The organism is Achromobacter sp. 1014246743, assembly GCF_059760725.1.
Genome location: NZ_JCBANA010000052.1, coordinates 23,174 through 49,373, shown reverse-complemented (window position 1 = coordinate 49,373; position 26,200 = coordinate 23,174). Strand labels below are relative to the sequence as shown.

Sequence of the window (26,200 nt, the reverse complement as noted above, 5' to 3'; positions counted from 1 at the left end):
CGGCAGCGCCGACTGCTTCCCCGTGCGCCGCGTCTACTGCGTGGGCCGCAACTACGCCGCGCATGCCCGCGAGATGGGCTTCGACCCCGACCGCGAACCGCCTTTCTTCTTCTGCAAGCCGGCCGACATGAAGCGGGAAACGCGGGGCGTTCAGGCGATGCGCTCTTCGCGCCACAGGCCCAGGGCGTCCTGCACCGGGCGGTCCGAATAGCTGAACAGCGTGGCGTCGTCCAGCGCCGCCAGTTGCACCGGCAGCCACGACGGCGCCACGAACACGTCGCGCGGGCCGAAGTGGAATTCGGCGTCGCCGATGCGGGCCGTGCCGCGGCCTTCCACCACGCTGTAGACGGTGGAATCGGTGCTGCGAAATGGCTTGCCCTGAAAGCCCGCGGGCAGCAGCTGCATGAAGGTGGCCATGGTGGGCATGGGGTAGCCGCCGGTGGCCGGGTTCAGGTAGCGCAGCTTCACGCCGTCCCAGGGGTCGAGTTCGCCGTGGCGGTAGAGCGAATCCAGGGCTTCGCGGCTGCGCTCGTAGGGGTAGTTGAAGATCGGCGAGGTGCCGCCGGCCGCGCGATGCCGCACGGGCGCCATGTTGTGGCCAAAGCGCGCCATGCTGTCGCCTTCGGGGCGCGTGACGGGTTGGGTGGCCTGCGGGTAGTTCTCGGCAAAGCCCGCGTCCAGAAAGCGCAGCAGCGGAATGTCCAGGCCGTCCAGCCACACGACCGGCTCGCCGCCGTCGACCGTTTCGGCGTTGCCATGGTCGTGCCAGGTCCAGGACGGCGTGATGATGAAATCGCCCGGGTGCATGGTGGTGCGTTCGCCGTTGACCGCGGTGTAGGCGCCGCGGCCTTCGACGATGAAGCGCAGGGCCGACTGGGTGTGGCGATGGCTGGGCGCGATTTCGCCGGGCAGGATCAGTTGCAGGCCGGCGTACAGGCTTTGCGTGATGCTGGCCTGGCCGGGCAGGCCGGGGTTCTCCAGGATCAGCACGCGGCGCACGGCCTCTTCGGCGCTGATGAGCGAGCCCGAGGCCAGCACGTCATCGCGCACGTCGTCGTATTTCCAGAGGGCGGGCACGCAGCGCGGCGCGGGGTGGCGCGGCACCAGGTTGTGCAGCGATTCCCACAGGGGCGCCATGTGTTTCTGCGCGATGCGCGCGTAATAGGCAGCGCGGTCCGCGCCGGGGGGATGGCCGTCGGGCATGGTCTTGTCTCCTGGGCCGGCGTCGGGGCCGGCCTTCTTGTCGGCATGGCCCGCCGTCGCAAGGGGCGCGGCGGGGCCTGATAGGGAGACGATTATGCGGAACGAGCTATGTGTTTTGAAATGAAATTATCTTATTATCCATACCAATAACCATATACGTACGGCGCCGCCCGGCTCACGTACGACACCTCACAAGAGACAAGAGGGCGCCATGGACTGGACCCACCGCCTGCGCCTGCGCAACCTGAAAATGTTGCTCAGCCTGGCCCAGACCCGCAACATCAGCCACTCGGCCGCCATGCTCAACACGACCCAGCCGGGCCTGTCGAAATGGCTGAAGGACCTGGAAGACGATATCGGCCTGCCGCTGTTCGAGCGCCACGCGCGCGGCCTGCGGCCCACGCCGCATGGCGACGTGCTGATCGCGCATGCGCAGCGGGTCGAGGCGCAGCTGGACCGCGCCAGCGCGGACATGGCCGCGCTGCGCGAAGGCGGCGGCGGCCGGGTGGTGATCGGCGCATCGGGCGCTTCGGCGTCCGACACCGTGCCGCTGGCGGTGCTGAAACTGTTGGAGCGCATGCCGCAGGCCCGCGTGAAGCTGGTGGAAGGCACCACCGACCGCCTGCTGGCGCAACTGGCCCAGGGCGACCTGGACATCGTGGTGGGCCGCTCGGCGCCCGAGCACCACGACCCCGCCATCCGCTTCGAAGCCCTGTACCTTGAACCGATCCACCTGGTGGCGCGGCCGCGCCATCCGCTGTTCGCGCTGGAACAGCCGGGCTGGCCGGACCTGCTGTCGTACCGCTGGATCCTCTGGCCCAAGGGCACGCCGATCCGCAACGCAGTCGATGCTGCGCTGGCCGCGGCCGGGCAGGCGCCGCCCGCGGATCACGTGGAATCCAATTCGGTGACCATCAACCTCACGCTGATCAACAACAGCGACATGATCGGCGTGGCCTCGCACCGCGCCGCGCTGCGCTTTGCGCAGATGAAGGCGATGCGCATCATCCCGGTGCGGCTGTCGGGTTTTGGCTCGGTGGCGATGTACTGGCGCGAAGACGCCTTCCGCCCGGCCGCCGTGCAGCAAGCCATGGCGGCCCTGCGCAACACGGTGGCCGAACACGCCCCGGGCGTGACGAGGCTGTGATGGCATCCAGCCCGGGCCTGAACGCGCTGATCGCGCAGTGCCGCAAGCTGGAAGCGGCGCTGCGGGACGAGGCCGGGCGCGAGGATGGCGCGGCGCCAGAGCGGGAGCACCGCGCCGCTGCCACGTCCACCGCCATGCACCGCTTCATTGCCGACGTGGACGCGCGCCAGACCCCGCCCGGCCTGTGGTCGCCGCTGGTGCTGGCGGTGTTGACGATGGTGGGCGGCATCGGCGTGGGCATCGGCCTGTTGAGCCTGCTGCTGCGCCCCGCGGGGCCGGCGTTGGCGGCCTTTGCGCTGGTGCTGGCCTGCGCGGTCACCGCACTGGCGCTGGCCATCGGCGTGGTGGCTTTCATGGGCGGCCACGCGTTCGGCCTGGTGCTGCTCAAGCGCACTGCGCTGACGTTGGCGGCCAGCGGCGTCCTCGGGCTGATCGCCTGGTCGCAAGGGGATATGCGGGCCGTGGGCCCGGTGGTCGCCTTGCTCGGCGGCTCGGGCGCCTGGCTGCTGATGAACAGCAATGCGTTCTATGTGTTCGCGGGCTACCAGATGGCGCGGCGTGTGATGCGGGCGCAGGCGCGGCGGTGTTGAGCCGCTGATCACCGGCCTACAATCAGATCAGACTTGGCGATATTGTTGAATGGTGCGAGTTGTCGCCGATCTGGGTCGCAGCGAAACCATCGCTCTTATGATTGTTTTTCCGGCGTGAAGGATATGACAAATGGCTGAGTTAGTTGATCAGGATGAACCGCTCACCGACGATGAGTTCCGTCGCTTCGAGGCTCTATTCAGCCGAACTCTCCCGGTCTCTTTCCGACAGCATTACATGCGTGACAATGGCGGCGCTCCACATGAGGACGATGTCGAAGCAGGCAGATGGGGACTCGATGTGCATGGGTTCAATCCAATCAAGTACGGGATGTTGTCCATCGAGATGCTCGTCGAAGATTATGGAGATATCGTGCCGAGTAGGGGTGGCTTTGGTACTTGGGCGAAGTGGACGTTCGTCCCTTTTGCATACGACGCGGGGGGACACCCGATATTTCTGTCTTTACGTGACTCAGACTACGGTCATATCTACCTTTATGACCCGGACGGCGGGAACATCTATCTGATCGACCGTTCATTCGAGATTTTTCGAGCGCGCTTGTATGGCGTCGCCGGCAAGAATCCGTGAGCATGGCTGCGCGGCGCGTGATGCAGGCGCAGGCGCGGCGGCCGTAGCCGCCGTCCGGTTGGCCTAGTTGGCGCTGTTGGACCAGCCCTTGGACAGTTCCACCGCCTGGCGCCAGCGCTTCATGCGGGCGTCGCGCACCGATTGCGGCCATGACGGTTCGAACGTGCGTTCGGCCTGCCACTTGGACGCGAATTCATCCTGGCCGGACCAGAAGCCGACCGCCAGCCCGGCCAGGCCGGCCGCGCCCAGCGCGGTGGATTCCGGCACCCGCGGGCGCACCACGGGCACGCCCAGCAGGTCGGCCTGCATCTGCATCAGCAGGTCGTTGCGGGCGGCGCCGCCGTCCACGCGCAGCTCGGTCAGCGCGATGCCGCTGTCGCCGTTCATGCAGGTGAGCAGTTCGGCGCTTTGCAGCGCGATGGATTCGAGCGTGGCGCGGGCGATGTGCGCGCGGGTGGTGCCGCGCGTCAGGCCCACCAGCGTGCCGCGGGCGTAAGGGTCCCAGTGCGGCGCGCCCAGGCCGGCAAAGGCCGGCACCATGAAGACGTCGTCGGTGTCGGCCACGCTGGCGGCCAGCGATTCGATTTCCTCGGACCGCTGGATGATGCCCAGCCCGTCGCGCAGCCACTGCACCGCGGCGCCCGCCACGAACACGCCGCCTTCCAGCATGTAGGTGGGTTGCCAACCGGCCTGGCCCTGCGCCGGCAGGCCCCAGCCGACGGTGGACAGGAGGTGGTTGCGCGACTGCACCGGCTGGTCGCCCACGTTCATCAGCATGAAGCAGCCAGTGCCGTAGGTGTTCTTGGCCATGCCCGGCTTGAAGCAGGCCTGGCCGAAGGTGGCGGCCTGCTGGTCACCCGCCACGCCGGCGATGGGAATGGAGCCGCCCAGCCATTCGGGCAGGGCCTCGCCCACCACCGCGCTGCTGGGCGCGATGGCTGGCAGCACGCTGCGCGGAATGTTGAGCAGCGCCAGGATCTCGTCGTTCCAGTCTTGCGTATGCAGGTCGAACAGCATCGTGCGCGACGCGTTGCTGGGGTCGGTGCTGTGCACCGCGCCGCCCGTCAGTTGCCACACCAGCCAGGTGTCGACCGTGCCGAAGGCCAGTTCGCCGCGCTCGGCCTTCTGGCGCGCGCCGGGCACGTGGTCCAGCAGCCAGGCCAGCTTGGTGCCCGAGAAGTAGGCGTCCAGCACCAGGCCCGTGCGCGCCTGCAGGAAGTCGGCGTGGCCGTCCGCACGCAGCTGGTCGCATAGCGGCGCCGTGCGACGGTCCTGCCAGACGATGGCGCGGGCCAGCGGGCGGCCGGTGGCGCGTTCCCAGATCAGGGTGGTTTCACGCTGGTTGGTGATGCCGATGGCGGCCACGTCGGCGGCGCTGGCGGCGGCGTTGCGCAAGGCTTCGCGGGCCACGTCCAGTTGGCTGTGCCAGATTTCGCCGGGGTCGTGCTCGACCCAGCCCGGCCGCGGATAGTGCTGGCGGAATTCGCGTTGGCCGATGCCGCGCACCACGCCGTCGCGATCGAACACGATGGCGCGGGAGCTGGTGGTGCCCTGGTCCAGGGCTAGGACAAATTCATTCGTCGTCACTTTGTTTGGCGCCGTTCAGGTGTGCCCCGGCCAGAGGATCGAGGCGTCTAAAGGAAAAGACCGAGGCCGCGCACAGCAGGCCGATGACGATGAAGCCGGCGATGACGTCGCCGACCGCCAGTGTTTCGGCGCCGCGCAGCGTCATGCTGATGTTCAGCGTGACGGCGGCCACACCCACGCCAAGGCTGATGCCCAGTTGCTGCGCCATGGCGGCAAAGCTGCTGGCGCGGCTCATCTTGGCAGGGGGGATGTCGGCATAGGTTAGCGTATTTACCCCCGTGAATTGCAGCGAACGGAAGAAGCCGCCGACCAGCAGGATGGCGATCAGCAGCCACACCGGCGTGGCCGGCGTGAAGGTGGCGCACACCATGATGAAGATGCCGGTCAGCACGGCGTTCACGGTCAGCACGCGGCGAAAGCCGAAGTGGCGCACGATGGGGGTGGCGACGAATTTCATCAGCAGGGCGCCGGCCGCGCTGGCAAAGGTGATCAGGCCGGCCGAAAACGGCGACAGGCCGAAGCCCACCTGCAGCAGCATCGCCAGCAGGAAGGGCGTGGCGCCCACGGCGAAGCGGCACAGGTTGCCGCCCAGCGTCGAGATGGCGAAGGTGGGGATGCGCATCAGCGACAGGTCGATGATGGCGTAGTCGATGCGCCGCGCGTGCCAGCCATAGGCCAGGCCGCAGGCCGCGCCCAGCGCGATCAGGCCCAGCAGGGCAGGCAGCGGCATCACGTCGCGGCCGATGGCCTCGAAGCCGCTGACCAGGGCGGCCAGGCACACGGCGCTGAGCAGAAAGCCCAGCCAGTCCAGGCGCGGCGCGGTTTCTTCCTTGATTTCGGCCACGAAGCGCAGCACCAGGGCGATGCCCAGCACGCCGATGGGGATGTTGATCAGGAATATCCAGTGCCACGACATGTAGGTGACCATGAAGCCGCCCAGCGGCGGCCCGATCACCGGCCCCAGCAGCGCCGGGATCGACAGGAACGACATGGCCTTGAGCAGGTCCTGCTTGGGCACGGTGCGCAAGAGGATGATGCGCCCCACCGGCACCATCATGGCCCCGGCCATGCCCTGGATGACCCGGGCGACGACCAGCTGGGGCAGGTCCTGCGACAGGGCGCAGGCCACCGAGCTGAGCGTGAACAGGCCGATGGCGGCCACGAACACCCGGCGCGCGCCGTAGCGGTCTGCCGCCCAGCCGCTGACGGGCACGAATACGGCCACCGACAGCAGGTACGAGGTAATGGCGACGTTCAGCCGCACCGGGGTCGATCCCAGGGCCCGGGCCATGGCCGGCAGGGCGGTGGCCACCACGGTGGCGTCCAGCATCTGCATGAACAGCGCACAGCCCACGATGAAGGGAATCATTCGCGCCGCGCGCACCGCGTCCGGGGTGGTAGGGGGAGCGGGATTGGCTGCGGCTGCGGATTCTGCGGACATGGCGGGAGGGGGCGTTGGAGCCAAAAGATTGTAACGCCGGGGCCCGGTCCCGCGTGCAGTAAACTCCGGGTATCCGAAACCCAATGAAATTGGTGCCATGGCGACCAACTACGAATCCGAGATCACCCTTTTCCTGAAAGACTTCAAGCAGTCGCATCCTGGCACCGAAGAACGCCAGCGCGAAGGCCGCGCCCGTCTTTGGGACAAGCCCCAGGACCCGGAACTGCTGGAAGGCTTCCGCGCGGCGCGCGTGCCGCAAAAGCCGTACGTGTATCAGGCCGACTGATCTCGCTGCGGCAACCATGGCCCACCCCCCCTCCGTCCCGGGCGATGCCCTGGCCGCGCTAGTGGAACCGCCCGTCGACAGCACCCCCGACACGATAGACAGCGTGGCGTTCGCGCGTCTGTACGGCGAGCCGCTGTTCCAGATGCCGACGGACCTGTACATTCCGCCGGACGCGCTGGAGATCTTCCTCGAGGCGTTCGAGGGGCCGCTGGACCTCTTGCTCTACCTGATCCGCAAACAGAACTTCAATGTGCTGGACATCCCCATGGCGGATGTCACGCGGCAGTACCTGTCGTATGTAGACCAGATCCGCATCCACAACCTTGAGCTGGCGGCCGAATACCTGCTCATGGCGGCGATGCTGATCGAGATCAAGTCGCGCATGCTGCTGCCGGTGAAAAAGACCGACACCGGCGAAGAACCCGAAGACCCGCGCGCCGAACTGGTGCGCCGCCTGCTCGAATACGAGCAGATGAAGCTGGCCGCCCAGAAGCTGGACGCCATGCCCCAGCTGGGCCGCGACTTCGTCAGCAGCCATGCCGTGGCCGACCTGAGCGTCGAGCGCATGCTGCCCGAAGTCAGTGTCGATGACCTGCGCGAAGCCTGGGCCGACATCATGAAGCGGGCCAAGCTCAACCAGCACCACCACATCACGCGCGAGCAGCTCTCGGTACGCGACCACATGACGCACATCCTGCGGCGCCTGAACGACGTGCGCTTCATGGAATTCGGCGACCTGTTCATGGAACGGGTGCGCGAAGGCGCGCCCGCGGCGGTCGTCGTGGTGCACTTCATCGCCATGCTGGAACTGGCCCGTGAATCCTTGCTGGAAATCACGCAGGCCGAACCCTATGCTCCCATCTACGTGCGCCTGGCCTACACCAGCGTCGCGGCGGTCGCGGCCTAGGTCCTTTTCGTCAACAGGCCCTGAACCTGACCGGGCTGCCCCCAACCCCGGAGAATTCCCTTGAAAGTCGTACACACCATCCAGGAATTGCGCGACCAGCTGCGCGGCCAGAACCGCGTGTCGTTCGTGCCCACCATGGGCAACCTGCACGAAGGCCACCTGGCGCTGATGAAACTGGCGCGCCAGCATGGCGACCCGGTGGTGGCCAGCATCTTCGTGAATCGCCTGCAGTTCGGGCCCAATGAAGATTTCGACCAGTACCCGCGCACCCTGGCCGCCGACATCGAAAAGCTGGAACGCGAACGCGACGTCTACGTGCTGTTCGCGCCCAACGAGCGCGAGATGTACCCCGAACCCCAGAACTATCGCGTGCAGCCGCCCGATGACCTGGGCGACATCCTGGAAGGCGAATTCCGCCCGGGTTTTTTCGCGGGTGTCAGCACCGTGGTGCTCAAGCTGTTTTCCTGCGTGCAGCCGCGCGTGGCCGTGTTCGGCAAGAAGGACTACCAGCAGCTGATGGTGGTGCGCAACATGTGCCGCCAGTTCCAGTTGCCCGTCGAGGTACTGGCGCACGAGACCGTGCGCGCCGACGACGGCCTGGCCTTGTCTTCGCGCAACCGCTACCTGAGCGATGCCGAACGCGCCGAAGCCCCGGTGCTGTACGCGCAGCTGCAGCACATCGGCCAACGCCTGGCCGCCGGTGAGCGCGATGCGGCCGCCCTGGAACGCGATGCGACCCAGGCCCTGACCGACCGCGGCTGGCGCGTGGACTACATCGCCCTGCGCCGCCAGCGCGACCTCAAGCGCCCCGAAGCCGCCGACCTGCAGGCCGGCGAGCCGGTGGTGGTGCTGGCCGCCGCCAAGCTGGGCGCCACCCGCCTGATCGATAACCTGGAACTGTCCTACACCGCGTAGGGTGTCCGGCGGGCGGCCGGGTCGTGGCCCGGGGCGTGCTTGCGTGCCGGTGCCAGGGGGGCCGGCCAGCAGCCCCGGCGACGCCGCGGCCCCTGTCAGAATTGCCAGCTTACGGCGGCGTCGGTCGCCGGGCAGACTCACTGCAATCCTTCATTGCAGAGCCGAGTCCACCCATGCAGACACCCCGTCCCGACCTCCATGCCGTCCTGTCCGCCCTGACCCCGCGCGAGCGGCAAATCGTTGCCTACGTTGCGGCGGGCCGCCCCAACAAGTTCATCGCCATCGACCTGGGCATTTCCCTGCGCACCGTGGAATCCCACCGCGCCCGCATCTTCACCAAGCTGCGGGCGCGCAATGCCATGCAGTTGGCGTGCCGGCTGTGCGCCCATGGCCGGTCGGGCGCCTCGCCCGTGCTGGGCATCACGCAGGAAGATCCTTTGCTGTCTTTGGCGGCCCCGCCCGCGTGGGCGGCAGCTGCGCCAGTGGCGGCGCATTGGTTGCATGAACCGCAGGACGCCCGGGCGGGGTATGCGGCCCGGGCTGCGCCGGCCGGCGACCTCCCGGGCACGGCCACGGGCGGGTCTGGCGCGGATGCCGCCCCGAACGGGCAGCCTGGCCCCGAAATTTCTGATAAAAGCGCGTGATTCAACGCCTGTGGAGTAAGTGGGTGCTTACATCAATCCCGCTGGCGCCCAAAATTCAGGGCCTGGCGAACGTGAAGTTCGGCAGGCCCTGGAAGGGAAGCGCCAAGGTCAGGCCAGGCGGAACGACCGGCCCGGCAGGCTTACGGGCACTGGGGCGCGTTGGCCTTGGCCAGCTCGTCGATCGGGTCCAGATCCGGCTGGCGGGTCAGGTTGTAGTTCAGGTTGGGCGTCTGGCCACCAATGGAACGCACGCGCAGCACGTTATTGGCCGCCACCAGGAATTCCACCCGCACATTGCCCTGGCCATCCAGCAAGATCACGCGCGGCGGGCGTTCGTCGGTGGCATCCCAGCAGCCTTGTTCCACGACCGGTGCGGCCTTCTTGGCGGCATCTTCCAGGTAGGCCGTGCGGCCGCGCCAGCGGCCATTGGGCGCCAGCGTCAGCGTGACGCGCTGGGCCGTGCACTGCATGGCGGGCGAGAAACACGGCAGGGTGCCCATGTAGGTTTGCGGTTGCGGCACCAGGCTGTTGGCAGCGGCGCTATGGGGGGCACCGCCGGCGCCGCCCACGGGCGCGGCGACCGGCGCGGTGGCCGACCCGGCCGACACCGAGCCGCCTTCGGCGCCTTCCGGTACGGCCTGGCCGTCTTCGGTGACGTTGCCGCCCTGGGCGGGCTGGCTGGCTTGGGCCTGGGTTTTCTTCTGGTCGGGCTTGAGCGCGATCTGCACTTGCGAGGGCGCGCGCAGCACGGTGCGGTAGCCGGCGCCCGAGCCCTGGTACTGGGCGTCGGTGACCGTGCTTTCGACCGGCGGGTCGTAGTAGCCTTCGGTGCGTTGCTGGGCGCAGCCCGCAGCGCCCAGTACCGTGCCCGCTAACAGCAGCCCCACGATGCTGAGTTTGCGGGGGCGGGAGGGGATATCGACGCGCGCGGCCATGGCAGCTGATCCGTAAGTTGAGTCTGTCTCCGATTTTACGCACTTATGCGAAGATTCGATACGTTCCCCCACACCCCGAAAGACACTGTTCGTCCTTTATGCACAAATTACGACACGGTCCCAGGCGGCCAGCCTGCCGTTTTGCCGAAAATGCCGGATGTTCGGCAGGGCGGACCGCGTCTCGGGGCTTCGCATGACCTCCTTGTGGCATGTCTTTCCGTTACCGCTGGCCGCGTTCATCGGCCTGGCCGCGGGGGTTGGCCTGTTCGTGGGCGGCTGGCTGACCCGGCTGACCTACCGGCTGCCGCGCATGATGGAACGCGAGTGGCAGGCCCAATGCCTGGACGCCGTGGGCAAGGCCCGGCCACCGGCCGATTACGGCCTGCTGGCGCCGCCTTCGCATTGCCCGCATTGCCAAGCCCCCGTGGCCGGCTGGCGCCGGCTGCCGCTCGCGGGCTGGCTGGCGCTGCGGGGCCGCTGCGCCGCGTGCCACGGCGTGATCGGCTGGCGTTACCCCGCCATTGAACTGACCACCTGCGTGCTGTTCGCCGCCTGCGCCTGGCGCTTCGGCGCCACGCCCATCGCGCTGTGCGCCATGGGCCTGTCGGCCGCGCTGGTGGCGTTGGCCTGGATCGACCTGGAATCCACCTTGCTGCCCGATTCCATCACCCTGCCGCTGGCCTGGGCGGGCCTGCTGGTGAACCTGTTCGACGCCTTCACCACGTTGCAGCTGGCGGTGGTGGGCGCGGTGGCCGGCTACCTGTTCCTGTGGGTTATCTTTCATGCCTTCCGCCTGCTGACCGGTCGCGAGGGCATGGGTTTTGGTGATTTCAAGCTGCTGGCCGCGCTGGGGGCGTGGTTTGGCGTGGGCGCCTTGCCGATGCTGCTGCTGGGCGCCTCGGTGGTGGGCGTGGTGATCGGCGGGGCGCAAACCCTCAGCGGCCGTGCCAGCCGCGGGCAGGCCTTGCCTTTCGGGCCGTACCTGGCGCTGGCCGGTGTGGTGGTGCTGCTGTTGGGGGGCGAGCAGGGCCTGGGCTGGTTGCTGGGCTGACCCTGGCCGCAACGCGGACGCCGCTCACCCAGCCGATGCCGCCCACCCGCCGATGCGGCCCATCCGCCAATGCCGGTTACTCATCGATGCAATCCCCCGCCATGGCAGGCTCTACCGTTCTAGTTCGCAAGGAATGACGCACATGTTCAATATCGGCCTGACAGGCGGCATCGGTTCCGGCAAGTCGCGCGTGGCCGACATGCTGGGTGAATGGGGCGCATCGGTCGTCGATACCGACGAGATTGCACGCGCCCTGACGGCCGCTGGCGGTGCCGCGATGCCCGCCATCGAACGTGAGTTCGGGCCCGCGGCCTTGACCGCCGACGGCGCCTTGAACCGCGACTGGATGCGCGAGCGCGCCTTCGCCGACCCGCAGGTCCGCCTGCGCCTGGAAGCCTTGCTGCATCCGGTCATCGGCCAGGAAACCGAGCGCCAGGCCGCGGCCGCGCGCGGGCCTTATCTGGTGTTCGTGGTGCCGCTGCTGGTCGAGTCGATTGCGCGTTGGCGCGACCGCGTCGACCGCATCTGCGTGGTCGATTGCGACCCCGAAACCCAAGTGGCGCGCGTGCGTTCGCGCAGCGGGCTGACGGACTCTGCCATCAGGCGTATCATGGCGGCACAGGCTGCGCGGGCAAGCCGGTTGGCAGTCGCCGACGATGTCATCAATAACGACGGTGCGACCTCACCGGACCAATTGCGCGCGCAGGCAAAGACCCTGCATGATCGCTGGCTGGCGCTGGCGGCCACGACGGGCCGGCAAGCCCAGGGCTTGTCCGGCACCCCTGAATAATCTCGGCCTCCAGGCCGACCTCTGATGGGCCTGTTTACAAGCGTGATTGTTTTTGAATATCCCTTCAATGAGCGCATCCGCGCTTACCTGCGGCTGGAATACCTGTTCGACAGGCTGTTCTTCTTCGCCCGCGAGGGAGACTCACGCCAGCACCAGGTCGCCGTCACCTCGCTGTTCGATCTGCTCGACGCGTGCGAACGCACCGACGTCAAAGGCGCCGTGCTGCAAGACCTGGAACGCCAACGCGTGGCCCTGATGGGCCTGCGCGACCACCCCGGCGTGGCGCAAGATGCGCTGGAAGGCATGCTGCGCGAACTGGAAAAAGTCTCGGCGGCCCTGGCCGCGCCCGGCAAGACCGGCCAATCGCTGCGCGAAAACGAATGGCTGACCAGCCTGCGCGGGCGCCTGTCGGTGCCCGGCGGCGCCACCCAGGTCGACATGCCCTCGTACTACGCCTGGCAGCACAAGTCCGAGGCCGCGCGCTGCGCCGACCTGCAAGCCTGGCTGGCGCCTTTCGGGCCGCTCTACGACGGCCTGACCCTGGCGCTGCGCCTGTTGCGCGAATCCGGCCGCAAGACCGACATCGTGGCCGAACAGGGCGCCTACCAGCAGATGCTGGCCGGCAAGCAGTTCCAGCTGCTGCGCGTATGGGTGGACGCGGCCCAGGGCGTGTTTCCCGAAATCAGCGCCAATAAGTACATGATCTGGATCCGCTTTTCGACGCAAGACGGCGAATTCAAGCCCCAGCAGGTCGCCCGGGACGTCCCCTTCCAGATGACGCTCTGCAATTCCTGATCCGCACGGGCGGCCCCGTCCGGGCTGGCGCCCTGCCCAGGTCCCGATTCCTGTTGCGCGCTATTTCAGTCGTAACGGCCAATCGCTGAAATGACGGTTGTCTAGTACACAATACGGCTTTCTCCGTCCGTGCCGGAACCGTTTCCCATGTCCGATAGTCGTCCCGTTTCCCCGACCTCCCGCTGGACCCGCCGCAGAATCATCGGGGTGGTGGTGCTTTTGCTGGTGGTGGCCGGCATTGCCTGGGTGGCGCTGCGGCCGGCAGCCACGCCGGGCGGCGCGGGGGGCGGACGCCCGGGCGCAGGCGGGCGGCCCAACATGGCGGCGGCCATGGCCAACCTGGCCGTCCCGGTGCGCGTGGCCACCGCCGTGACGCAGGACATCGACATTTTCCTGAAGTCGCTGGGCACCGTGACCGCCTACAACACCGTTACCGTGCGCAGCCGCGTCAGTGGCGAGCTGGTGGACGTGCCGTTCCAGGAAGGGCAGATGGTCAAGGCCGGCGACCTGCTGGCCCAGGTGGACCCGCGCGCCTTCCAGGTGGCCCTGGACCAGGCCCGCGGCACCCAGATGCAGAACCAGGCGCTGCTCGAGAACGCGCGCCGCGACCTGCAGCGCTACCAGGCCCTGTTCAAGCAGGACTCCATCGCCAAGCAGCAGGTCGACACCCAGGCCGCGCTGGTGCGCCAATATGAAGGCACCATCAAGAGCGACCAGGCCAACGTCGACAATGCCCGCCTGCAACTGGATTACGCGCGCATCACCGCGCCCATCAGCGGCCGCCTGGGCTTGCGCCAGGTCGACCGCGGCAACCTCGTGTCCAGTTCGGACACCAACGGCTTGGTCGTGATTACCCAGACCCAGCCGATTTCGGTGGTGTTCACGCTGCCCGAAACCCAGTTGCCCGAAGTGCGCGCCGAACTGGCCCAGGGCCGCACCCTGGCGGTCGAGGCCTATGACCGCGCCGATACCCGCCGCATTGCCGCCGGCAAGCTGGAAACGCTGGACAACCAGATCGACGTCACCACCGGCACCCTCAAGCTCAAGGCCAAGTTCGACAACCAGGACGACGCGCTGTTTCCGAACCAGTTCGTCAACGTGCGCCTGCACGTGCTGACGCGCAAGGACGTCACCGCGATTCCCACGGCGGCGATCCAGCAGGGGTCCGCCGGCGCGTTCGTGTTCCAGGTGCAGCCGGACAACACGGTGCAGGTCAAGCAGGTCAAGCTGGGCGCCATCAACAACGGCATGGTGGCCGTGAACGAAGGGCTGCAGCCCGGCGACCGCGTCGTGACCGAGGGCACCGACCGCCTGCGCGCTGGCGCCAAGGTCGAGGTCGTGGGTGGCGCCGAGGTGATTCCCAAGGATAAGTCGCTGGGCGGGGGCGCCCCGGCGGGCACCACGCCGGCGACCCGGTAAGCCAGGGATATCGCCGTGAGCCCGTCGCGCCTGTTCATCCTGCGGCCCGTGGCCACCACGCTGTCGATGGTGGCCATCCTGATCGCGGGCTTCATCGCCTATCGCCTGCTGCCCGTCTCGGCCCTGCCCGAGGTCGACTACCCCACCATCCAGGTGACCACGCTGTATCCGGGCGCCAGCCCGGACGTGATGACCTCGCTGGTGACGTCGCCGCTGGAACGGCAATTCGGCCAGATGCCGGGCCTGAACCAGATGTCGTCCACGAGTTCAGGCGGCGCGTCGGTCATCACCATGCAGTTCAACCTGACGCTGCCGCTGGACGTGGCCGAGCAACAGGTGCAGGCGGCCATCAATGCCGCCTCGAACCTGCTGCCCAGCGATCTGCCGGTGCCGCCGACGTACAACAAGGTCAATCCGGCGGACGCCGCGGTGCTGACCCTGGCAATCACCTCGCCCACCATGCCGCTGCCGCAGGTGCGCGACCTGGTCGATACGCGGGTGGCGCAGAAGCTGTCGCAGATTCCCGGGGTGGGCCTGGTCAGCGTGGCAGGCGGGCAGCGCCCGGCCGTGCGGGTGCAGGTCAACCCGCAGGCGCTGGCGGCCAACGGGCTGGGGCTGACGGATCTGCGCACCGCAGTGGTGGGCGCCAACGTCAACCAGCCCAAGGGCAACCTGGACGGGCCGCTGCGCTCGACCACCATCAATGCCAATGACCAGCTCAAGTCGCCCACCGACTACAACGACCTGATCATTGCCTACAAGAACAACGCGCCGCTGCGCCTGTCCGACGTGGCGCGCGCGGTGGAAGGCGCCGAAGACACGCGCCAGGCGGCCTGGGCCGGTGACAAGCCGGCCATCTTGCTGAACATCCAGCGCCAGCCGGGTGCCAACGTCATCGACGTGGTCAATCGCATCCAGAAGCTGCTGCCGCAACTGCGCGCGGCGCTGCCGGCCACGCTGGACGTGACGGTGGTGTCCGACCGCACCCAGACCATTCGCGATTCGGTGGCCGACGTGCAGTTCGAAATGCTGCTGGCGGTGGGGCTGGTGGTGATGGTGACGTTCGTCTTCCTGCGCAGCCTGACCGCCACGTTGATTCCCAGCGTGGTGGTGCCGCTGTCGCTGGTGGGCACGTTCGGCATCATGTACCTGGCCGGGTTCTCGATCAACAACCTGACGCTGATGGCGCTGACGATCGCCACCGGCTTCGTGGTGGACGACGCCATCGTCATGATCGAGAACATCGCGCGCCACATCGAAGAGGGCGAAACGCCGCTGCAGGCGGCGCTCAAGGGCGCCTCGCAGATCGGCTTCACGCTGATCTCGCTGACGTTCTCGCTGATCGCGGTGCTGATCCCGCTGCTGTTCATGACCGAAGTGGTGGGACGGCTGTTCCGCGAGTTCGCCATCACGCTGGCGGTGTCGATCCTGATATCGCTGGTGGTCTCGCTGACGCTGACGCCGATGATGTGCGCGCGCCTGCTGCGCGCCGAATCCGAACAGAAGCACGGCCGGTTCCACCAGGCCACCGGCGCCTTCATCGACCGCGTCATTGCCGCCTACGACCGCATGCTGCAGAAGGTGCTGCGCCACCAGCCCTTGACCTTGCTGGTGGCCCTGGCCACGTTCGCGCTGACGGTGCTGCTGTATATCCTGGTGCCCAAGGGCTTTTTCCCGCAGCAGGACACCGGGCTGATCCAGGCCATCACCCAGGCGCCGCAATCCATTTCGTTCACGGCCATGGCCGATCGCCAGCAGGTCGCGGCGCGGCTGGCGCTGGAAGACCCGGACGTGCAGGCGGTGTCCTCGTTCATCGGCGTGGATGGCAGCAACGCCACGCTCAGCGCCGGGCGCATGCAGATCGCGCTCAAGCCGCAGGCCGAGCGCAAAGGCGATCTCGCCACCGTGATGGCGCGGTTGCAGCAGTCGTTTGCCAAGCAGGACGGCCTGACGGTCTACATGCAGCCGGTGCAGGACCTGACGATCGAAGACCGCATCAGCCGCACGCAGTACCAGATGACGGTGTCCAACCCCGACCTGGCGGTGCTGAGCGAATGGACGCCCAAGCTGATCGACCGCCTGCGCCAGGTGCCGGGCCTGAAGGACGTGACCGACGACCTGCAGGACGACGGTCTGCAGACCTGGGTCGAGATCGATCGCGATGCGGCTTCGCGCCTGGGAATCACGGCGGCGGTGGTGGATGAGGCGCTGTACGACGCCTTTGGCCAGCGCCTGATCTCCACCATCTTCACCCAGTCCAACCAGTATCGCGTGGTGCTGGAAGTGCAGCCGCAGTTCCAGATGAACCCGGCCGCGCTGGGGCAGATCCATGTGCCGACGTCCAGCGGCACGCAGGTGCCGCTGTCGTCGATTGCCCGCATCACCGAAGGCAAGACGGTGCTGGCCGTGAACCGGCTGGACCAGTTTCCGATGGTGACGGTGTCGTTCAACCTGGCGCCCGGCGCGTCGCTGTCGGCGGCGGTCGAGGCCATTACGGCAGCCGAAGCCGAGATCGGCATGCCGGCCAGCATCGAGACGCGCTTCCAGGGCGCGGCGCTGGCGTTCCAGAATTCGCTGACCAGCACGCTGTGGCTGATCCTGGCGGCGATCGTCACCATGTACATCGTGCTGGGCGTGCTGTACGAAGGCTACATCCATCCCATCACCATCCTGTCGACGCTGCCGTCGGCCGGCGTGGGGGCGTTGCTGGCATTGCTGATCAGCGGCACCGAGCTGGACATGATCGGCATCATCGGCATCATCCTGCTGATCGGCATCGTCAAGAAGAACGCGATCATGATGATCGACTTCGCGCTGGACGCCGAGCGCAAGCGCGGCCTGTCGCCGCGGGCGGCGATCCATGAGGCGGCCCTGCTGCGGTTCCGGCCCATCCTGATGACCACGCTGGCCGCGCTGTTCGGTGCGTTGCCGCTGATGCTGTCGTCGGGCACCGGCGCCGAGCTGCGCCAGCCGCTGGGCCTGGTGATGGTGGGCGGCCTGCTGCTCAGCCAGGTGCTGACCCTGTTCACCACGCCCGTGATCTACCTGATGTTCGACCGCATGTCGCGGCGCTGGCGCAGCATGCGCGAGGCCCGCGCCGGGGACGTGCGATGATCCTGTCGGCCCCCTTCATCGTCCGGCCGGTGGCGACCACGCTGCTGTCGCTGGCGGTCGTGCTGGCGGGCATGCTGTCGTTTTTCCTGCTGCCGGTGGCGCCGCTGCCGCAGGTGGACATCCCCACCATCTCGGTGTCGGCCAGCCTGCCGGGCGCCAGCCCAGAGACCATGGCGTCCAGCGTGGCCACACCGCTGGAACGTTCGCTGGGCAGCATCGCGGGCGTGACCGAAATGACGTCCAGCAGCTCGCAGGGCTCGACCCGCGTGACGCTGCAGTTCGATCTGTCGCGTGACATCAACGGCGCGGCGCGCGACGTGCAGGCGGCCATCAACGCGGCCCGTTCGCTGTTGCCGACCAGCCTGCGCAGCAACCCCACTTATCACAAGTCCAACCCGTCGGACGCACCCATCATGACCCTGGCGCTGACGTCCGACACGCTCAGCCAGGGCAAGATGTACGACCTGGCGTCCACCATCGTCGCGCAGAAGCTGTCGCAGGTGGACGGGGTGGGCGAGGTCACGGTGGGCGGCAGTTCGCTGCCGGCGGTGCGCGTGACGGTGCTGCCGGGGGCGCTGGCCAACCGCGGCGTATCGCTGGACGAGGTACGCACGGCGCTGGCCAATGCCAACGCCAACCGGCCCAAGGGCGTACTGGAAAACGACCGCTATCACTGGCAGATCATGGTCAACGACCAGCTCAGCCGGGCCGAGCAATACCGGCCGCTGATCGTGGCCTGGCGCGACGGTGCGCCGGTGCGTGTGTCGGACGTCGCCAAGGTCGAGGATTCGGTCGAAGACCTGTACCAGACCGGCTTCTACAACCAGCGCAATGCCATCCTGATGATCGTGCGGCGCCAGGCCGACGCCAACATCATCGAGACCGTGGACGCGGTGCGGGCGCAACTGCCGGTGTTGCTGGCGCTGATGCCGGCCGATGTGCAGCTGACCGTGGCGCAGGACCGCACGCCCAGCATCCGCGCGTCGCTGCACGAGGCCGAACTGACGCTGATCATCGCGGTGGGCCTGGTGGTGCTGGTGGTGCTGCTGTTCCTGCGGCGGTGGCGGGCGGCCATCATCCCCAGCATTGCGGTGCCGGTGTCGCTGATCGGTACCTTCTGCATCATGTATCTGTGCGGCTTCACGCTGAACACCATTTCGCTGATGGCGCTGATTGTCGCCACCGGCTTCGTGGTGGACGACGCCATCGTGGTGCTCGAGAACATCATGCGCCACGTCGAGAACGGCATGTCGCCGATGCGGGCGGCGCTGCGCGGTTCGCGCGAGGTCGGCTTCACCGTGCTGTCGATGAGCCTGTCGCTGGTGGCGGTGTTCATTCCCATCCTGCTGATGGGCGGGGTGGTGGGGCGGCTGTTTCGCGAGTTCGCCGTGACGCTGTCGGCGTCCATCATGGTGTCGCTGGTGGTATCGCTGACCTTGACGCCCATGATGTGCGCCCGCTTGCTCAAACCCGAGCCCAAGGAACCCGAGCCGCCCGGCCGGCTGGCGCGCTGGGCCGAAAGCGGCTTTGCCTGGATGCAGGACGGCTACCGCCGCAGCCTGGCGTGGGCGCTGGCGCACAGCCGCCTGATGATGGTGATACTGGCCGCGGCGGTGGGCCTGAATGTCTACCTGTACACCGTCGTGCCCAAGGGCTTTTTCCCGCAGCAGGACACCGGCCAGCTTCTGGGCTTTTTCCGGGTGGACCAGGGCACGTCGTTCCAGGCCACGATTCCGAAGCTGGATGCGCTGCGCAAGATCGTGCTGGCGGATCCGGCCGTGCAGAGCATGACCGGCTACGCCGGCGGGCGCGGCGGCAGCAACAGCAGCTTCATGCAGATCCAGCTCAAGCCGCTGGGCGAACGCCAGGCGTCGGCCGACCAGGTCATCAACCGCCTGCGCGCCCGGTTGCAGAACATGCCCGGGGCACGCATGTTCCTGGTGTCGCAGCAGGACATCCGCATCGGCGGCCGGCAGAGCCAGGGCTCGTACGACTACACCCTGATGTCGGGCGACCTGCAATTGCTGCGCACCTGGATGCCCAAGGTGCAGCTGGCGATGTCGAAGATTCCCGAGATCACCGACGTGGATACCGACGTCGAGGACAAGGGCCGCGAGATCAATCTGGTGATCGACCGCGAGGCCGCCACGCGGCTGGGCGTGAGCATGTCGACGATTTCGACGGTACTGAACAATTCCTTCAGCCAGCGGCAGGTGTCGGTGATGTACGGGCCGTTGAACCAGTACCACGTGGTGCTGGGGGTGGACGCGAAGTTCGCGCAGGACATCGAATCGCTCAAGCAGGTGGAAGTGATTACCTCGACCGGGGCGCGCGTGCCGATGGCGGCGTTTGCGCGTTTCGAGAACGCCAACGCGCCGCTCAGCGTGCAGCACCAGGGGCTGTTCGTGGCGGACACGGTGTCGTTCAGCCTGGCGCCCGGCGTGTCGCTGGGGCAGGCCACGGCGGCCATCGATGCGGCGGTGGCGCGCATCGGCCTGCCGTCGGACCAGATCCAGGCGGGATTCCAGGGCACGGCGGCCGCGTTGCAGCAGACGCTGGCGCAGCAGCCTTGGCTGATCCTGGCGGCGCTGGTCACGATGTATATCGTGCTGGGCATCCTGTACGAGAGCTTCGTGCACCCGCTGACGATTCTGTCGACCTTGCCCTCCGCCGGCCTGGGGGCGCTGCTGGCGTTGCTGCTGGTGCGCACCGATTTCACCCTGATCGCGCTGATCGGGGTGTTCCTGTTGATCGGCATCGTCAAGAAGAACGCCATCATGATGGTGGACTTTGCGCTGGATGCCGAGCGCAACCAGGGCATGGCGCCGCGTGAAGCCATCTTCCAGGCCTGCCTGACGCGTTTTCGCCCGATCATGATGACCACCATGGCGGCCATCTTCGGTGCGCTGCCGCTGGTGGTGGCCACCGGCGCCGGCGTCGAGATGCGCCAGCCGCTGGGCATTACCATCGTGGGCGGGCTGGTGCTGAGCCAGATCCTGACGCTGTACACCACCCCCGTGGTTTATCTTTACCTAGACCGTTTCCGTCTCTGGGCCGCGCGCGGGCGCACCCGGCGAACGGGCGGCGACGCTTCCATAGAACAAATATGATCCGCAACGCCAAGCCTTCTTCCTACGCAATCCTGCCGCGCGCGGGCGCGGTGCTGGCGCTGTGCGCCGCGCTGGGCGCCTGCGCCGTCGGCCCTGATTACCAGCGCCCGGCGCTGGACGTGGGCGCGGCCTACAAGGAAGGGCAGGTCGAAGTGCCGGGCTGGAAGCGGGCCGAACCGCGCGACGATGCCGATCGCGGCAAGTGGTGGCTTGTGTACGACGATGCCACGCTCAATGACCTGGTGGCGCGGCTGAACGCGTCGAACCAGACCATTGCGCAGGCCGAGGCCAATTACCGGCAGGCGCTGGGCCTGGTGCGCGGCGCGCGCGCGGGCTTTTTCCCGACGGTGGGTGCCGGTGCCGGCCTGACGCGCTCGGGCAGCGGCGGGGGCAGCGGCGCGTCTTCGTCTTCCGGCGGCAGCGGCGGCAGCAATGTGTCGAACCAGTATTCGTTGACCGGCAGCGTCAGCTGGGAACTGGACGTGTGGGGCCGCGTGCGCCGCAATGTCGAGTCATCCGAGGCCAGCGCCGCGGCCAGCCTGGCCGACCTGGCCGCCACGCGCTTGAGCGCGCAGGCCGCGCTGGTGCAGGCCTACCTGCAGCTGCGCGTGCTGGACGAACAGAAGCGTTTGCTCGACGCCACCGTGGCGGCCTACGAGAAATCGCTGCAACTGACGCAGAACCGCTACAACGTCGGCGTGGTGGGGCAGTCGGACGTGGCCGTGGCGCGCACGCAGGTGGAGAGCACCCGCGCGCAGTCGATCGACCTGGATTGGCAGCGTGGCCAGTACGAGCACGCCATCGCCGTGCTGATGGGCCAGGCGCCGTCGCACTTCACCCTGCCGCCCGCCGCCTTCAACGTGCAGCTGCCGCAGATTCCGGTGGGCCTGCCGTCGGAATTGCTGGAACGCCGGCCCGACGTGGCCGCCGCGGAACGCCGCGCGGCCGCGGCCAATGCGCAGATCGGCGTGGCGCAGGCGGCCTGGTTCCCCAGCCTGACGCTGTCGGCCGACGGCGGCTTTCGCAACGGTCAGTTCGCTGAACTGCTGACCGCGCCGGCGCGCTTCTGGTCCTTGGGCCCGGCGCTGGCGCTGACGATCTTCGATGGCGGGGCGCGCGAGGCCCAGGTCGAGCAGGCGCGGGCCTCGTATGACGCGCAGGCCGCCGCGTATCGCCAGGCCGCGCTGGTCGGGCTGCGCGAGGTCGAGGACTACCTGATCCAGCTGCGCGTGATGGAAAGCGAACAGACGGTGCAGCGCCGCGCGCTGGAAGCGGCACGTGAATCGCTGCGCTTGATCCAGAACCAGTACAAGGCCGGCCTGGTCGACTACCTGAGCGTGGCGGTGGTGGATGCCACCGCACTCAATAATGAGCGCAGCGCGCTGAGCCTGTACGGCAACCGCCTGGTGGCCAGCGTGAACCTGATCGTGGCCCTGGGCGGCGGCTGGGACGGGCTGGGCCCGGTGTCTGGCACGCCTGCACCGGCTGCCGACGCCGCAGCGCCCACCGCGGCAGCCAGCCCGGCGCCGGCGCCCGCGGCGCCCCCCGCCGCGCAGCCCTAGGGATAACGCCTAACCTCTCCTTCCCCCGATTGACAAGGCCGGGCCGCGGGTTCTTAATGCGTCAAAAGTGACCAACTGGTCACGCTGGGCGCACCGCCCGGGACGCGTGCCGGGCCTGGCCTGGCCGACCCGTCCGCATCGAAGTACCGTGGCGCCGGATTCCGTTTGATCAATCGAACACTTCTTGTGAAGGGGAAGAGGATGGGCAGGTTTTTTCGTGCAAGCGCGGGCGCTGCGGCCGCTCGCCTGGCTGTCGCAGGCATGGCCGTGGCGGCTGGCGCCCTGGCGGTGTGTGCACCCGCGGTCGCGGCCTGGCCCGAGCGGCCCATCACCCTGATCGTGCCTTTCCCGCCAGGCGGCACGACCGACATTTTCGCCCGCACCATCGCCGAGCACATGCGGCCGGCGCTGGGCCAGTCCATCGTGGTCGAGAACAAGCCGGGGGCGGCCGGCAACCTGGGCGTGGCCGCGGCGGCGCGCGCGCAGCCGGACGGCTACACCATCGTGCTGGGCTCGGTGGGTACGCAGAGCGTCAATCAATTCCTGTACAGCAACATCGGCTTCAATCCCGCCACCGACCTGGTGCCGCTGGGCATGATCGCGTCCACGCCCAACGTCATGGCGGTGGCGGCCGGATCGCCCTGGCGCACGCTGGACGACGTCATGAAGGCGGTGAAGAAGGACCCGGGCAAGTATTCCTATGCGTCGCCCGGCATCGGCTCGTCGGTGCACCTGACCGGTGCGTATTTCGAGTCGATGGCGGGCTTGCAGATGCTGCACGTGCCGTTCAAGGGCTCGTCGGCCGCGATCCCCGCGGTGATCGGCGGGCAGGTCGATATCCTGATGGACAACCTGCCCAGTTCGATGGCGGCGTTGAAGGCGGGCGACCGGCTGCGCGGCATCGCCGTCACGTCGGCCGAACGCAGCCCCGCCGCGCCTGACCTGCCCACCATGGCCGAGGCCGGGCTGCCGGGCTTCGAGGTCACCGCGTGGTCGGGCCTGTACGCGCCGCGCGGCACGCCCGCGCCGGTGGTGGACAAGCTGATCGCGGCGATGAAGCAGGCCCTGCAATCGCCCGCCTTGACGCAGTCGCTGGCGCAGGGGGGCGCCACGCCCGGCAACCTGTTCGGCGCGGATCTGGCGGCCTTCGAGGTGAAGGAACGCGACAAGTGGGGCAAGCTGATCCAGAGCCGGGGGATCAAGGCCGATTGAGGGCGGGCGGGGCCGGCAATCGGCCCCGCGGCGTCATGCCGCCAGTGCGAACGCCGCCGGATCCACGGCGGGACGGCGGCCCCGCATCAAGTCCGCCAACATGCGGGCGCTGCCCGCGGCCAGCGTGAAGCCCAGGCCGCCATGGCCGGCGTTCAGCCATAGATTGCGCCAAGGCGTGGCGCCGATGAGCGGCTTGCCGTCGGGCCGCGCGGGGCGCAGGCCGGCCCAGGCCTGGGGCGCACCCGCAGGATTCAGCCGGGGAAAGAAACGCGCCACGTCGTCGCGCAGGCTTTGCACGCGGCGCGGGTCGATGGCCGCGTCCGCCGCGCCGATGTCGACCATGCCGGCCACGCGCAGGCGCTGGCCCAGCCGCGCATACACCACCTTGCGGCCGATATCGCTGATGCTGGAGACGGGCGCGATGCTGTCGGGCGTCAGGTCGTAGGTCAAGCTGTAGCCCTTGAGCGGGTAGATGCGCAGGTCCAGCCCGATGCGCCGCGCCAGCAACTGCGCGCCGATGCCGCCGGCCAGCACGTAGTGATCGGCCTGCAGGTCGCCGTCGGGCGTGGACAGTGCGACGATACGGCCGTTCTCGGTGCGCAGGGCCGACACCGGGGTATTGAAATGAAAGCGCGCCGGGCCGGGCGCGGCGCGCAGGATGCGGGCCAGTTCATCGCACAGCCGCAGGCAGTCGCCGGCGTCTTCGGTGGGGGTATAGATGGCGCCGGCGATGCTCGCGCCGATGTCGGCCAGCGCGGGTTCGAGGTCCAGGCAGGCCTGGCGGTCCAGGGCGCGCTGTTCGCAGCCCAGCGACGCCTGGTAGTCCATCTGCGCCAGCGCACGGCCGTAGCTGGCGGCGTCCTGGTAGACCAGCAGCTTGCCGCTCGAACTGAAGTCGAATGCCGGCCGTTCCTGCCCGACCAGCTCATGCACGCACAAGCGGCTGTACAGGCCCAGCGCCAGCAGCTCGCGCGTGGTGGCGCGGCTTTGGGCGCGGGTGCAGGCGCGCAGGAAGTCCAGGCACCAGCGCCATTGCGCCGGGTCCAGCCGCGGACGCCAGCGCAGGGGCGTGTCGCGGCCCAGCAGCCAGGCGGGTAGCTTGGGCAGCACCGCGGGGTCGGCCAGCGGCGCCACGAAACTGTAGCTGAGCTGGGCGCCGTTGGCCCGGCTGGTGCCCAGGCCGGGGCCGGGTCCGGCGTCCACCACGCTGACCTGGTGGCCTTCGCGATGCAGGGTGTAGGCAGTGGCCATGCCGACCACGCCCGCGCCGATGACGATAGTGCGCATGATGCTCCAAGGAAAGGCGCCGCCCGCGGGACGGCGTCGGATGGCAGGGATGCCGCGCGGCGGGGCCGCGCGATTCAGACGGGGATCAGGCGGCTGGCTGGTCCGAAGAAGCGGGCGTGCCGGGGCCGGCCCATGCCGGCGTGTCAAAGCCCGGCGCCGCGCGGTCGTCGCCGCGCAACAGGCGGCCCGGCCGCGCGCCGGTGGGCGCGCCGTGTTCTTCGACCAGTTGGCCGTTGACCAGAACCGCCTGGATGCCGGCGGACGGTTGCATCGGGTCGGCGAAGGTGGCCAGGTCGGCCACGGCGGCCGGGTCGAACACCACCACGTCGGCATAGCAGCCGGCGCGCAGCACGCCGCGGTCGCGCAGGCCGAACTGCGCGGCGGTCAGGCTGGTCATGCGGCGTATGGCCTGCTCCATGCCCAGCACCCGCATTTCTCGCACATACCGGCCCAGCACCCGCGAAAACGCGCCCCACAGCCGCGGGTGCGGCCGCTGGTCATGCGGCAGGCCATCAGAGCCGATCATCACGTTGGCGTGGCCGATGACGCGTTTGACGTCGTCTTCGTCCATCGAGAAATAGATGGCGCCGCCCGGCGAGAGTTCTTCGGCCAGGCGCTGTGGGTCCTTGCCTTCGCGGGCCGCCAGTTCGCGCAGGTCCACGCCCTGGATCTCGGGCCGGGTCTGTGACCAGGTCACGATGATCTTCTCGCCGGCCGGCACCCGGCGCGGCTCCAGGATGGTGGACGAGGCCGCGTAGGGATACACGTCCATGCCCACCGGCTGGTCGGCGCGCACGCGGTCGTACAGCGCCAGCGTTTCGGCGGTGCGGCCGTGGTTGTGCTTGCCGGTGACCTTGTGGTGCGACAGGATGGCCGGCACGTCGGCCGCGCGGCCGATCAGAAAGGCCTCTTCCATGGACTCGCAGACGTGGTCGGCCTCATCGCGCAGGTGGGTAGTGTACAGGCCCTGCCAGGCGGCCAGCGGTGCGGCCACGCCGATCACCTCTTCGGTGCTGGCGTGCATGGCGGTGGGGTAGTACAGGCCGGTGGACAGGCCCGCTGCGCCCGCGGCCATGGCCTGGTCCAGCGCGTGGCGCATGGCGGCGATTTCCTTTTTGTCGGCGGGCCGGTCCAGCCGGTCCATCGCCGATACCCGCAGGCTGGAATGGCCCACCAGCGCCAGGCTGTTGACGGCGGCGGGGTGGGCGTCCAGCGCGGCGGCGTAGTCCTGCATGCGGGCATACAGTTCACCGGTGTGCTGGGCCAGCAGGTTCAGCGGCGGCGGCACCGTGTCGCCCGGCGCACGCACCGGCGCCAGGCTGATGCCGCAGTTGCCCGTCACCACGGTGGTGACGCCCTGGCTGACCTTGGGGCGCATCAGCGGCGAACCCAGCAGGGCGCGATCGTCGTGGGTATGGCAGTCGATGAAGCCCGGCGCCACCACCTTGCCGGTGGCATCCAGGCGGCGCGGGGCGGTCCAGGCGGCGCCGTCGCCGATGGCGGCGATGCGTTGGCCCGAGATGGCCAGGTCGGCGCGGCGGGCGGGGCTGCCCAGGCCGTCGGCGATCAGGCCGCCGCTGATGATGAGGTCGTAGTCCTGCGGATGCGCTGGCATGGAG

21 protein-coding genes and 1 pseudogene are annotated in these 26,200 nt (G+C 68.3%); 16 read left to right on the top strand and 6 right to left on the bottom strand.

Translation table 11 applies throughout. The features are described 5' to 3' along the window. A pseudogene (locus tag AC6LJ2_RS20865) lies at positions 1-127 on the top strand (fumarylacetoacetate hydrolase family protein); the annotation flags it as partial. A 23-nt stretch (positions 128-150) separates the two neighbouring features. On the opposite strand, the gene gtdA reads toward AC6LJ2_RS20865, so the two are convergent. Further along, positions 151-1,203, bottom strand: coding sequence for a gentisate 1,2-dioxygenase (gtdA, locus tag AC6LJ2_RS20860; RefSeq protein ID WP_498152088.1), 1,053 nt, complete (start codon positions 1,201-1,203; stop codon positions 151-153). A gap of 211 nt (positions 1,204-1,414) precedes the next feature. Between gtdA and AC6LJ2_RS20855 the strand changes: the two genes are divergently transcribed. The 3 genes from AC6LJ2_RS20855 (at position 1,415) to AC6LJ2_RS20845 (ending at position 3,526) form a co-directional block, all read left to right on the top strand. Then, the gene (locus AC6LJ2_RS20855) at positions 1,415-2,350 is read left to right on the top strand and encodes a LysR family transcriptional regulator (RefSeq protein ID WP_263915505.1); all 936 of its coding nucleotides are present in this window, start codon (positions 1,415-1,417) and stop codon (positions 2,348-2,350) included. Further along, positions 2,350-2,940, top strand: a complete 591-nt coding sequence (locus AC6LJ2_RS20850; protein ID WP_498152087.1) for a hypothetical protein — start codon at positions 2,350-2,352, stop codon at positions 2,938-2,940. Before AC6LJ2_RS20855 ends, AC6LJ2_RS20850 begins: the two co-directional genes overlap by 1 nt. Before the next feature lie 130 nt (positions 2,941-3,070). Then, positions 3,071-3,526: an SMI1/KNR4 family protein gene (locus AC6LJ2_RS20845; RefSeq protein ID WP_498152086.1), complete on the top strand. Its 456-nt coding sequence runs from the start codon at positions 3,071-3,073 to the stop codon at positions 3,524-3,526. Positions 3,527-3,589: 63 nt separating this feature from the next. On the opposite strand, the gene glpK is transcribed toward AC6LJ2_RS20845, so the two are convergent. Together glpK and AC6LJ2_RS20835 are read right to left on the bottom strand one after the other, a co-directional pair. Then, positions 3,590-5,113 (bottom strand): glycerol kinase GlpK, encoded by a 1,524-nt coding sequence (glpK, locus tag AC6LJ2_RS20840; protein ID WP_498152085.1) that lies wholly within the window; start codon positions 5,111-5,113, stop codon positions 3,590-3,592. Continuing rightward, entirely contained in the window at positions 5,100-6,554 is a 1,455-nt protein-coding gene (locus tag AC6LJ2_RS20835; protein ID WP_263915501.1) for a DHA2 family efflux MFS transporter permease subunit, read from the bottom strand. The genes glpK and AC6LJ2_RS20835 overlap by 14 nt, the downstream gene beginning before the upstream one ends. 97 nt (positions 6,555-6,651) lie before the next feature. Between AC6LJ2_RS20835 and AC6LJ2_RS20830 the strand changes: the two genes are divergently transcribed. From AC6LJ2_RS20830 to AC6LJ2_RS20815, 4 genes are all read left to right on the top strand, one after another. Continuing rightward, positions 6,652-6,840 (top strand): DUF3460 family protein, encoded by a 189-nt coding sequence (locus AC6LJ2_RS20830; protein ID WP_263915500.1) that lies wholly within the window; start codon positions 6,652-6,654, stop codon positions 6,838-6,840. Between the two features lie 16 nt (positions 6,841-6,856). Beyond that, the gene (locus AC6LJ2_RS20825) at positions 6,857-7,747 is read left to right on the top strand and encodes a segregation and condensation protein A (protein ID WP_025137218.1); all 891 of its coding nucleotides are present in this window, start codon (positions 6,857-6,859) and stop codon (positions 7,745-7,747) included. Positions 7,748-7,807: 60 nt separating this feature from the next. Then, complete coding sequence (panC, locus tag AC6LJ2_RS20820) at positions 7,808-8,662, top strand: pantoate--beta-alanine ligase (protein WP_263915498.1); 855 nt, start codon at positions 7,808-7,810, stop codon at positions 8,660-8,662. 173 nt (positions 8,663-8,835) lie between these two features. After that, entirely contained in the window at positions 8,836-9,306 is a 471-nt protein-coding gene (locus AC6LJ2_RS20815; RefSeq protein ID WP_498152084.1) for a response regulator transcription factor, read from the top strand. A 140-nt stretch (positions 9,307-9,446) separates the two neighbouring features. Here AC6LJ2_RS20815 and AC6LJ2_RS20810 read toward each other — a convergent pair whose 3' ends face one another. Continuing rightward, the gene (locus AC6LJ2_RS20810; protein ID WP_263915496.1) at positions 9,447-10,241 is read right to left on the bottom strand and encodes a copper resistance protein NlpE N-terminal domain-containing protein; all 795 of its coding nucleotides are present in this window, start codon (positions 10,239-10,241) and stop codon (positions 9,447-9,449) included. A gap of 193 nt (positions 10,242-10,434) precedes the next feature. On the opposite strand from AC6LJ2_RS20810, the gene AC6LJ2_RS20805 reads away from it, so the two are divergent. The 8 genes from AC6LJ2_RS20805 to AC6LJ2_RS20770 all read left to right on the top strand — a co-directional run bounded on the left by AC6LJ2_RS20805 (position 10,435) and on the right by AC6LJ2_RS20770 (position 23,294). Next, positions 10,435-11,292 (top strand): prepilin peptidase, encoded by an 858-nt coding sequence (locus tag AC6LJ2_RS20805; protein WP_263915495.1) that lies wholly within the window; start codon positions 10,435-10,437, stop codon positions 11,290-11,292. A gap of 142 nt (positions 11,293-11,434) precedes the next feature. Then, complete coding sequence (gene coaE, locus AC6LJ2_RS20800; RefSeq protein WP_445658097.1) at positions 11,435-12,082, top strand: dephospho-CoA kinase; 648 nt, start codon at positions 11,435-11,437, stop codon at positions 12,080-12,082. 42 nt (positions 12,083-12,124) lie between these two features. Further along, positions 12,125-12,877 carry a cell division protein ZapD gene (zapD, locus tag AC6LJ2_RS20795; RefSeq protein WP_263915493.1) on the top strand — a complete coding sequence of 251 codons (753 nt, stop codon included), beginning with the start codon at positions 12,125-12,127 and terminating at the stop codon, positions 12,875-12,877. A 147-nt stretch (positions 12,878-13,024) separates the two neighbouring features. After that, positions 13,025-14,296, top strand: coding sequence for an MdtA/MuxA family multidrug efflux RND transporter periplasmic adaptor subunit (locus tag AC6LJ2_RS20790; protein ID WP_498152083.1), 1,272 nt, complete (start codon positions 13,025-13,027; stop codon positions 14,294-14,296). Between the two features lie 15 nt (positions 14,297-14,311). Then, positions 14,312-17,410 carry an MdtB/MuxB family multidrug efflux RND transporter permease subunit gene (locus AC6LJ2_RS20785; RefSeq protein ID WP_498152082.1) on the top strand — a complete coding sequence of 1,033 codons (3,099 nt, stop codon included), beginning with the start codon at positions 14,312-14,314 and terminating at the stop codon, positions 17,408-17,410. After that, positions 17,407-20,520 (top strand): multidrug efflux RND transporter permease subunit, encoded by a 3,114-nt coding sequence (locus AC6LJ2_RS20780; protein ID WP_263915488.1) that lies wholly within the window; start codon positions 17,407-17,409, stop codon positions 20,518-20,520. Before AC6LJ2_RS20785 ends, AC6LJ2_RS20780 begins: the two co-directional genes overlap by 4 nt. Continuing rightward, a complete protein-coding gene (locus AC6LJ2_RS20775) occupies positions 20,517-22,082 on the top strand; it encodes an efflux transporter outer membrane subunit (RefSeq protein WP_498152081.1) in 1,566 nt (521 codons plus the stop codon). Before AC6LJ2_RS20780 ends, AC6LJ2_RS20775 begins: the two co-directional genes overlap by 4 nt. A 261-nt stretch (positions 22,083-22,343) precedes the next feature. Continuing rightward, positions 22,344-23,294, top strand: coding sequence for a Bug family tripartite tricarboxylate transporter substrate binding protein (locus AC6LJ2_RS20770; RefSeq protein WP_498152089.1), 951 nt, complete (start codon positions 22,344-22,346; stop codon positions 23,292-23,294). A 33-nt stretch (positions 23,295-23,327) separates the two neighbouring features. Here the strand turns inward: AC6LJ2_RS20770 and AC6LJ2_RS20765 are convergent, their stop codons facing one another. Together AC6LJ2_RS20765 and AC6LJ2_RS20760 are read right to left on the bottom strand one after the other, a co-directional pair. Beyond that, the gene (locus AC6LJ2_RS20765) at positions 23,328-24,581 is read right to left on the bottom strand and encodes a D-amino acid dehydrogenase (protein ID WP_263915485.1); all 1,254 of its coding nucleotides are present in this window, start codon (positions 24,579-24,581) and stop codon (positions 23,328-23,330) included. Positions 24,582-24,666: 85 nt separating this feature from the next. Continuing rightward, positions 24,667-26,196, bottom strand: a complete 1,530-nt coding sequence (locus tag AC6LJ2_RS20760; protein ID WP_498152080.1) for an N-acyl-D-amino-acid deacylase family protein — start codon at positions 26,194-26,196, stop codon at positions 24,667-24,669. Positions 26,197-26,200 lie beyond the last annotated feature (4 nt).

What these genes read in the sequence shown, in the direction of transcription:
- gtdA (WP_498152088.1), bottom strand. Translation starts at nt 1,203, where the DNA reads ATGCCCGACGGCCATCCCCCCGGCGCGGACCGCGCTGCCTATTACGCG.
- AC6LJ2_RS20855 (WP_263915505.1), top strand. Translation starts at nt 1,415, where the DNA reads ATGGACTGGACCCACCGCCTGCGCCTGCGCAACCTGAAAATGTTGCTC.
- AC6LJ2_RS20850 (WP_498152087.1), top strand. Translation starts at nt 2,350, where the DNA reads ATGGCATCCAGCCCGGGCCTGAACGCGCTGATCGCGCAGTGCCGCAAG.
- AC6LJ2_RS20845 (WP_498152086.1), top strand. Translation starts at nt 3,071, where the DNA reads ATGGCTGAGTTAGTTGATCAGGATGAACCGCTCACCGACGATGAGTTC.
- AC6LJ2_RS20835 (WP_263915501.1), bottom strand. Translation starts at nt 6,554, where the DNA reads ATGTCCGCAGAATCCGCAGCCGCAGCCAATCCCGCTCCCCCTACCACC.
- AC6LJ2_RS20830 (WP_263915500.1), top strand. Translation starts at nt 6,652, where the DNA reads ATGGCGACCAACTACGAATCCGAGATCACCCTTTTCCTGAAAGACTTC.
- AC6LJ2_RS20825 (WP_025137218.1), top strand. Translation starts at nt 6,857, where the DNA reads ATGGCCCACCCCCCCTCCGTCCCGGGCGATGCCCTGGCCGCGCTAGTG.
- AC6LJ2_RS20815 (WP_498152084.1), top strand. Translation starts at nt 8,836, where the DNA reads ATGCAGACACCCCGTCCCGACCTCCATGCCGTCCTGTCCGCCCTGACC.
- AC6LJ2_RS20810 (WP_263915496.1), bottom strand. Translation starts at nt 10,241, where the DNA reads ATGGCCGCGCGCGTCGATATCCCCTCCCGCCCCCGCAAACTCAGCATC.
- AC6LJ2_RS20805 (WP_263915495.1), top strand. Translation starts at nt 10,435, where the DNA reads ATGACCTCCTTGTGGCATGTCTTTCCGTTACCGCTGGCCGCGTTCATC.
- coaE (WP_445658097.1), top strand. Translation starts at nt 11,435, where the DNA reads ATGTTCAATATCGGCCTGACAGGCGGCATCGGTTCCGGCAAGTCGCGC.
- AC6LJ2_RS20790 (WP_498152083.1), top strand. Translation starts at nt 13,025, where the DNA reads ATGTCCGATAGTCGTCCCGTTTCCCCGACCTCCCGCTGGACCCGCCGC.
- AC6LJ2_RS20780 (WP_263915488.1), top strand. Translation starts at nt 17,407, where the DNA reads ATGATCCTGTCGGCCCCCTTCATCGTCCGGCCGGTGGCGACCACGCTG.
- AC6LJ2_RS20775 (WP_498152081.1), top strand. Translation starts at nt 20,517, where the DNA reads ATGATCCGCAACGCCAAGCCTTCTTCCTACGCAATCCTGCCGCGCGCG.
- AC6LJ2_RS20770 (WP_498152089.1), top strand. Translation starts at nt 22,344, where the DNA reads ATGGCCGTGGCGGCTGGCGCCCTGGCGGTGTGTGCACCCGCGGTCGCG.
- AC6LJ2_RS20765 (WP_263915485.1), bottom strand. Translation starts at nt 24,581, where the DNA reads ATGCGCACTATCGTCATCGGCGCGGGCGTGGTCGGCATGGCCACTGCC.
- AC6LJ2_RS20760 (WP_498152080.1), bottom strand. Translation starts at nt 26,196, where the DNA reads ATGCCAGCGCATCCGCAGGACTACGACCTCATCATCAGCGGCGGCCTG.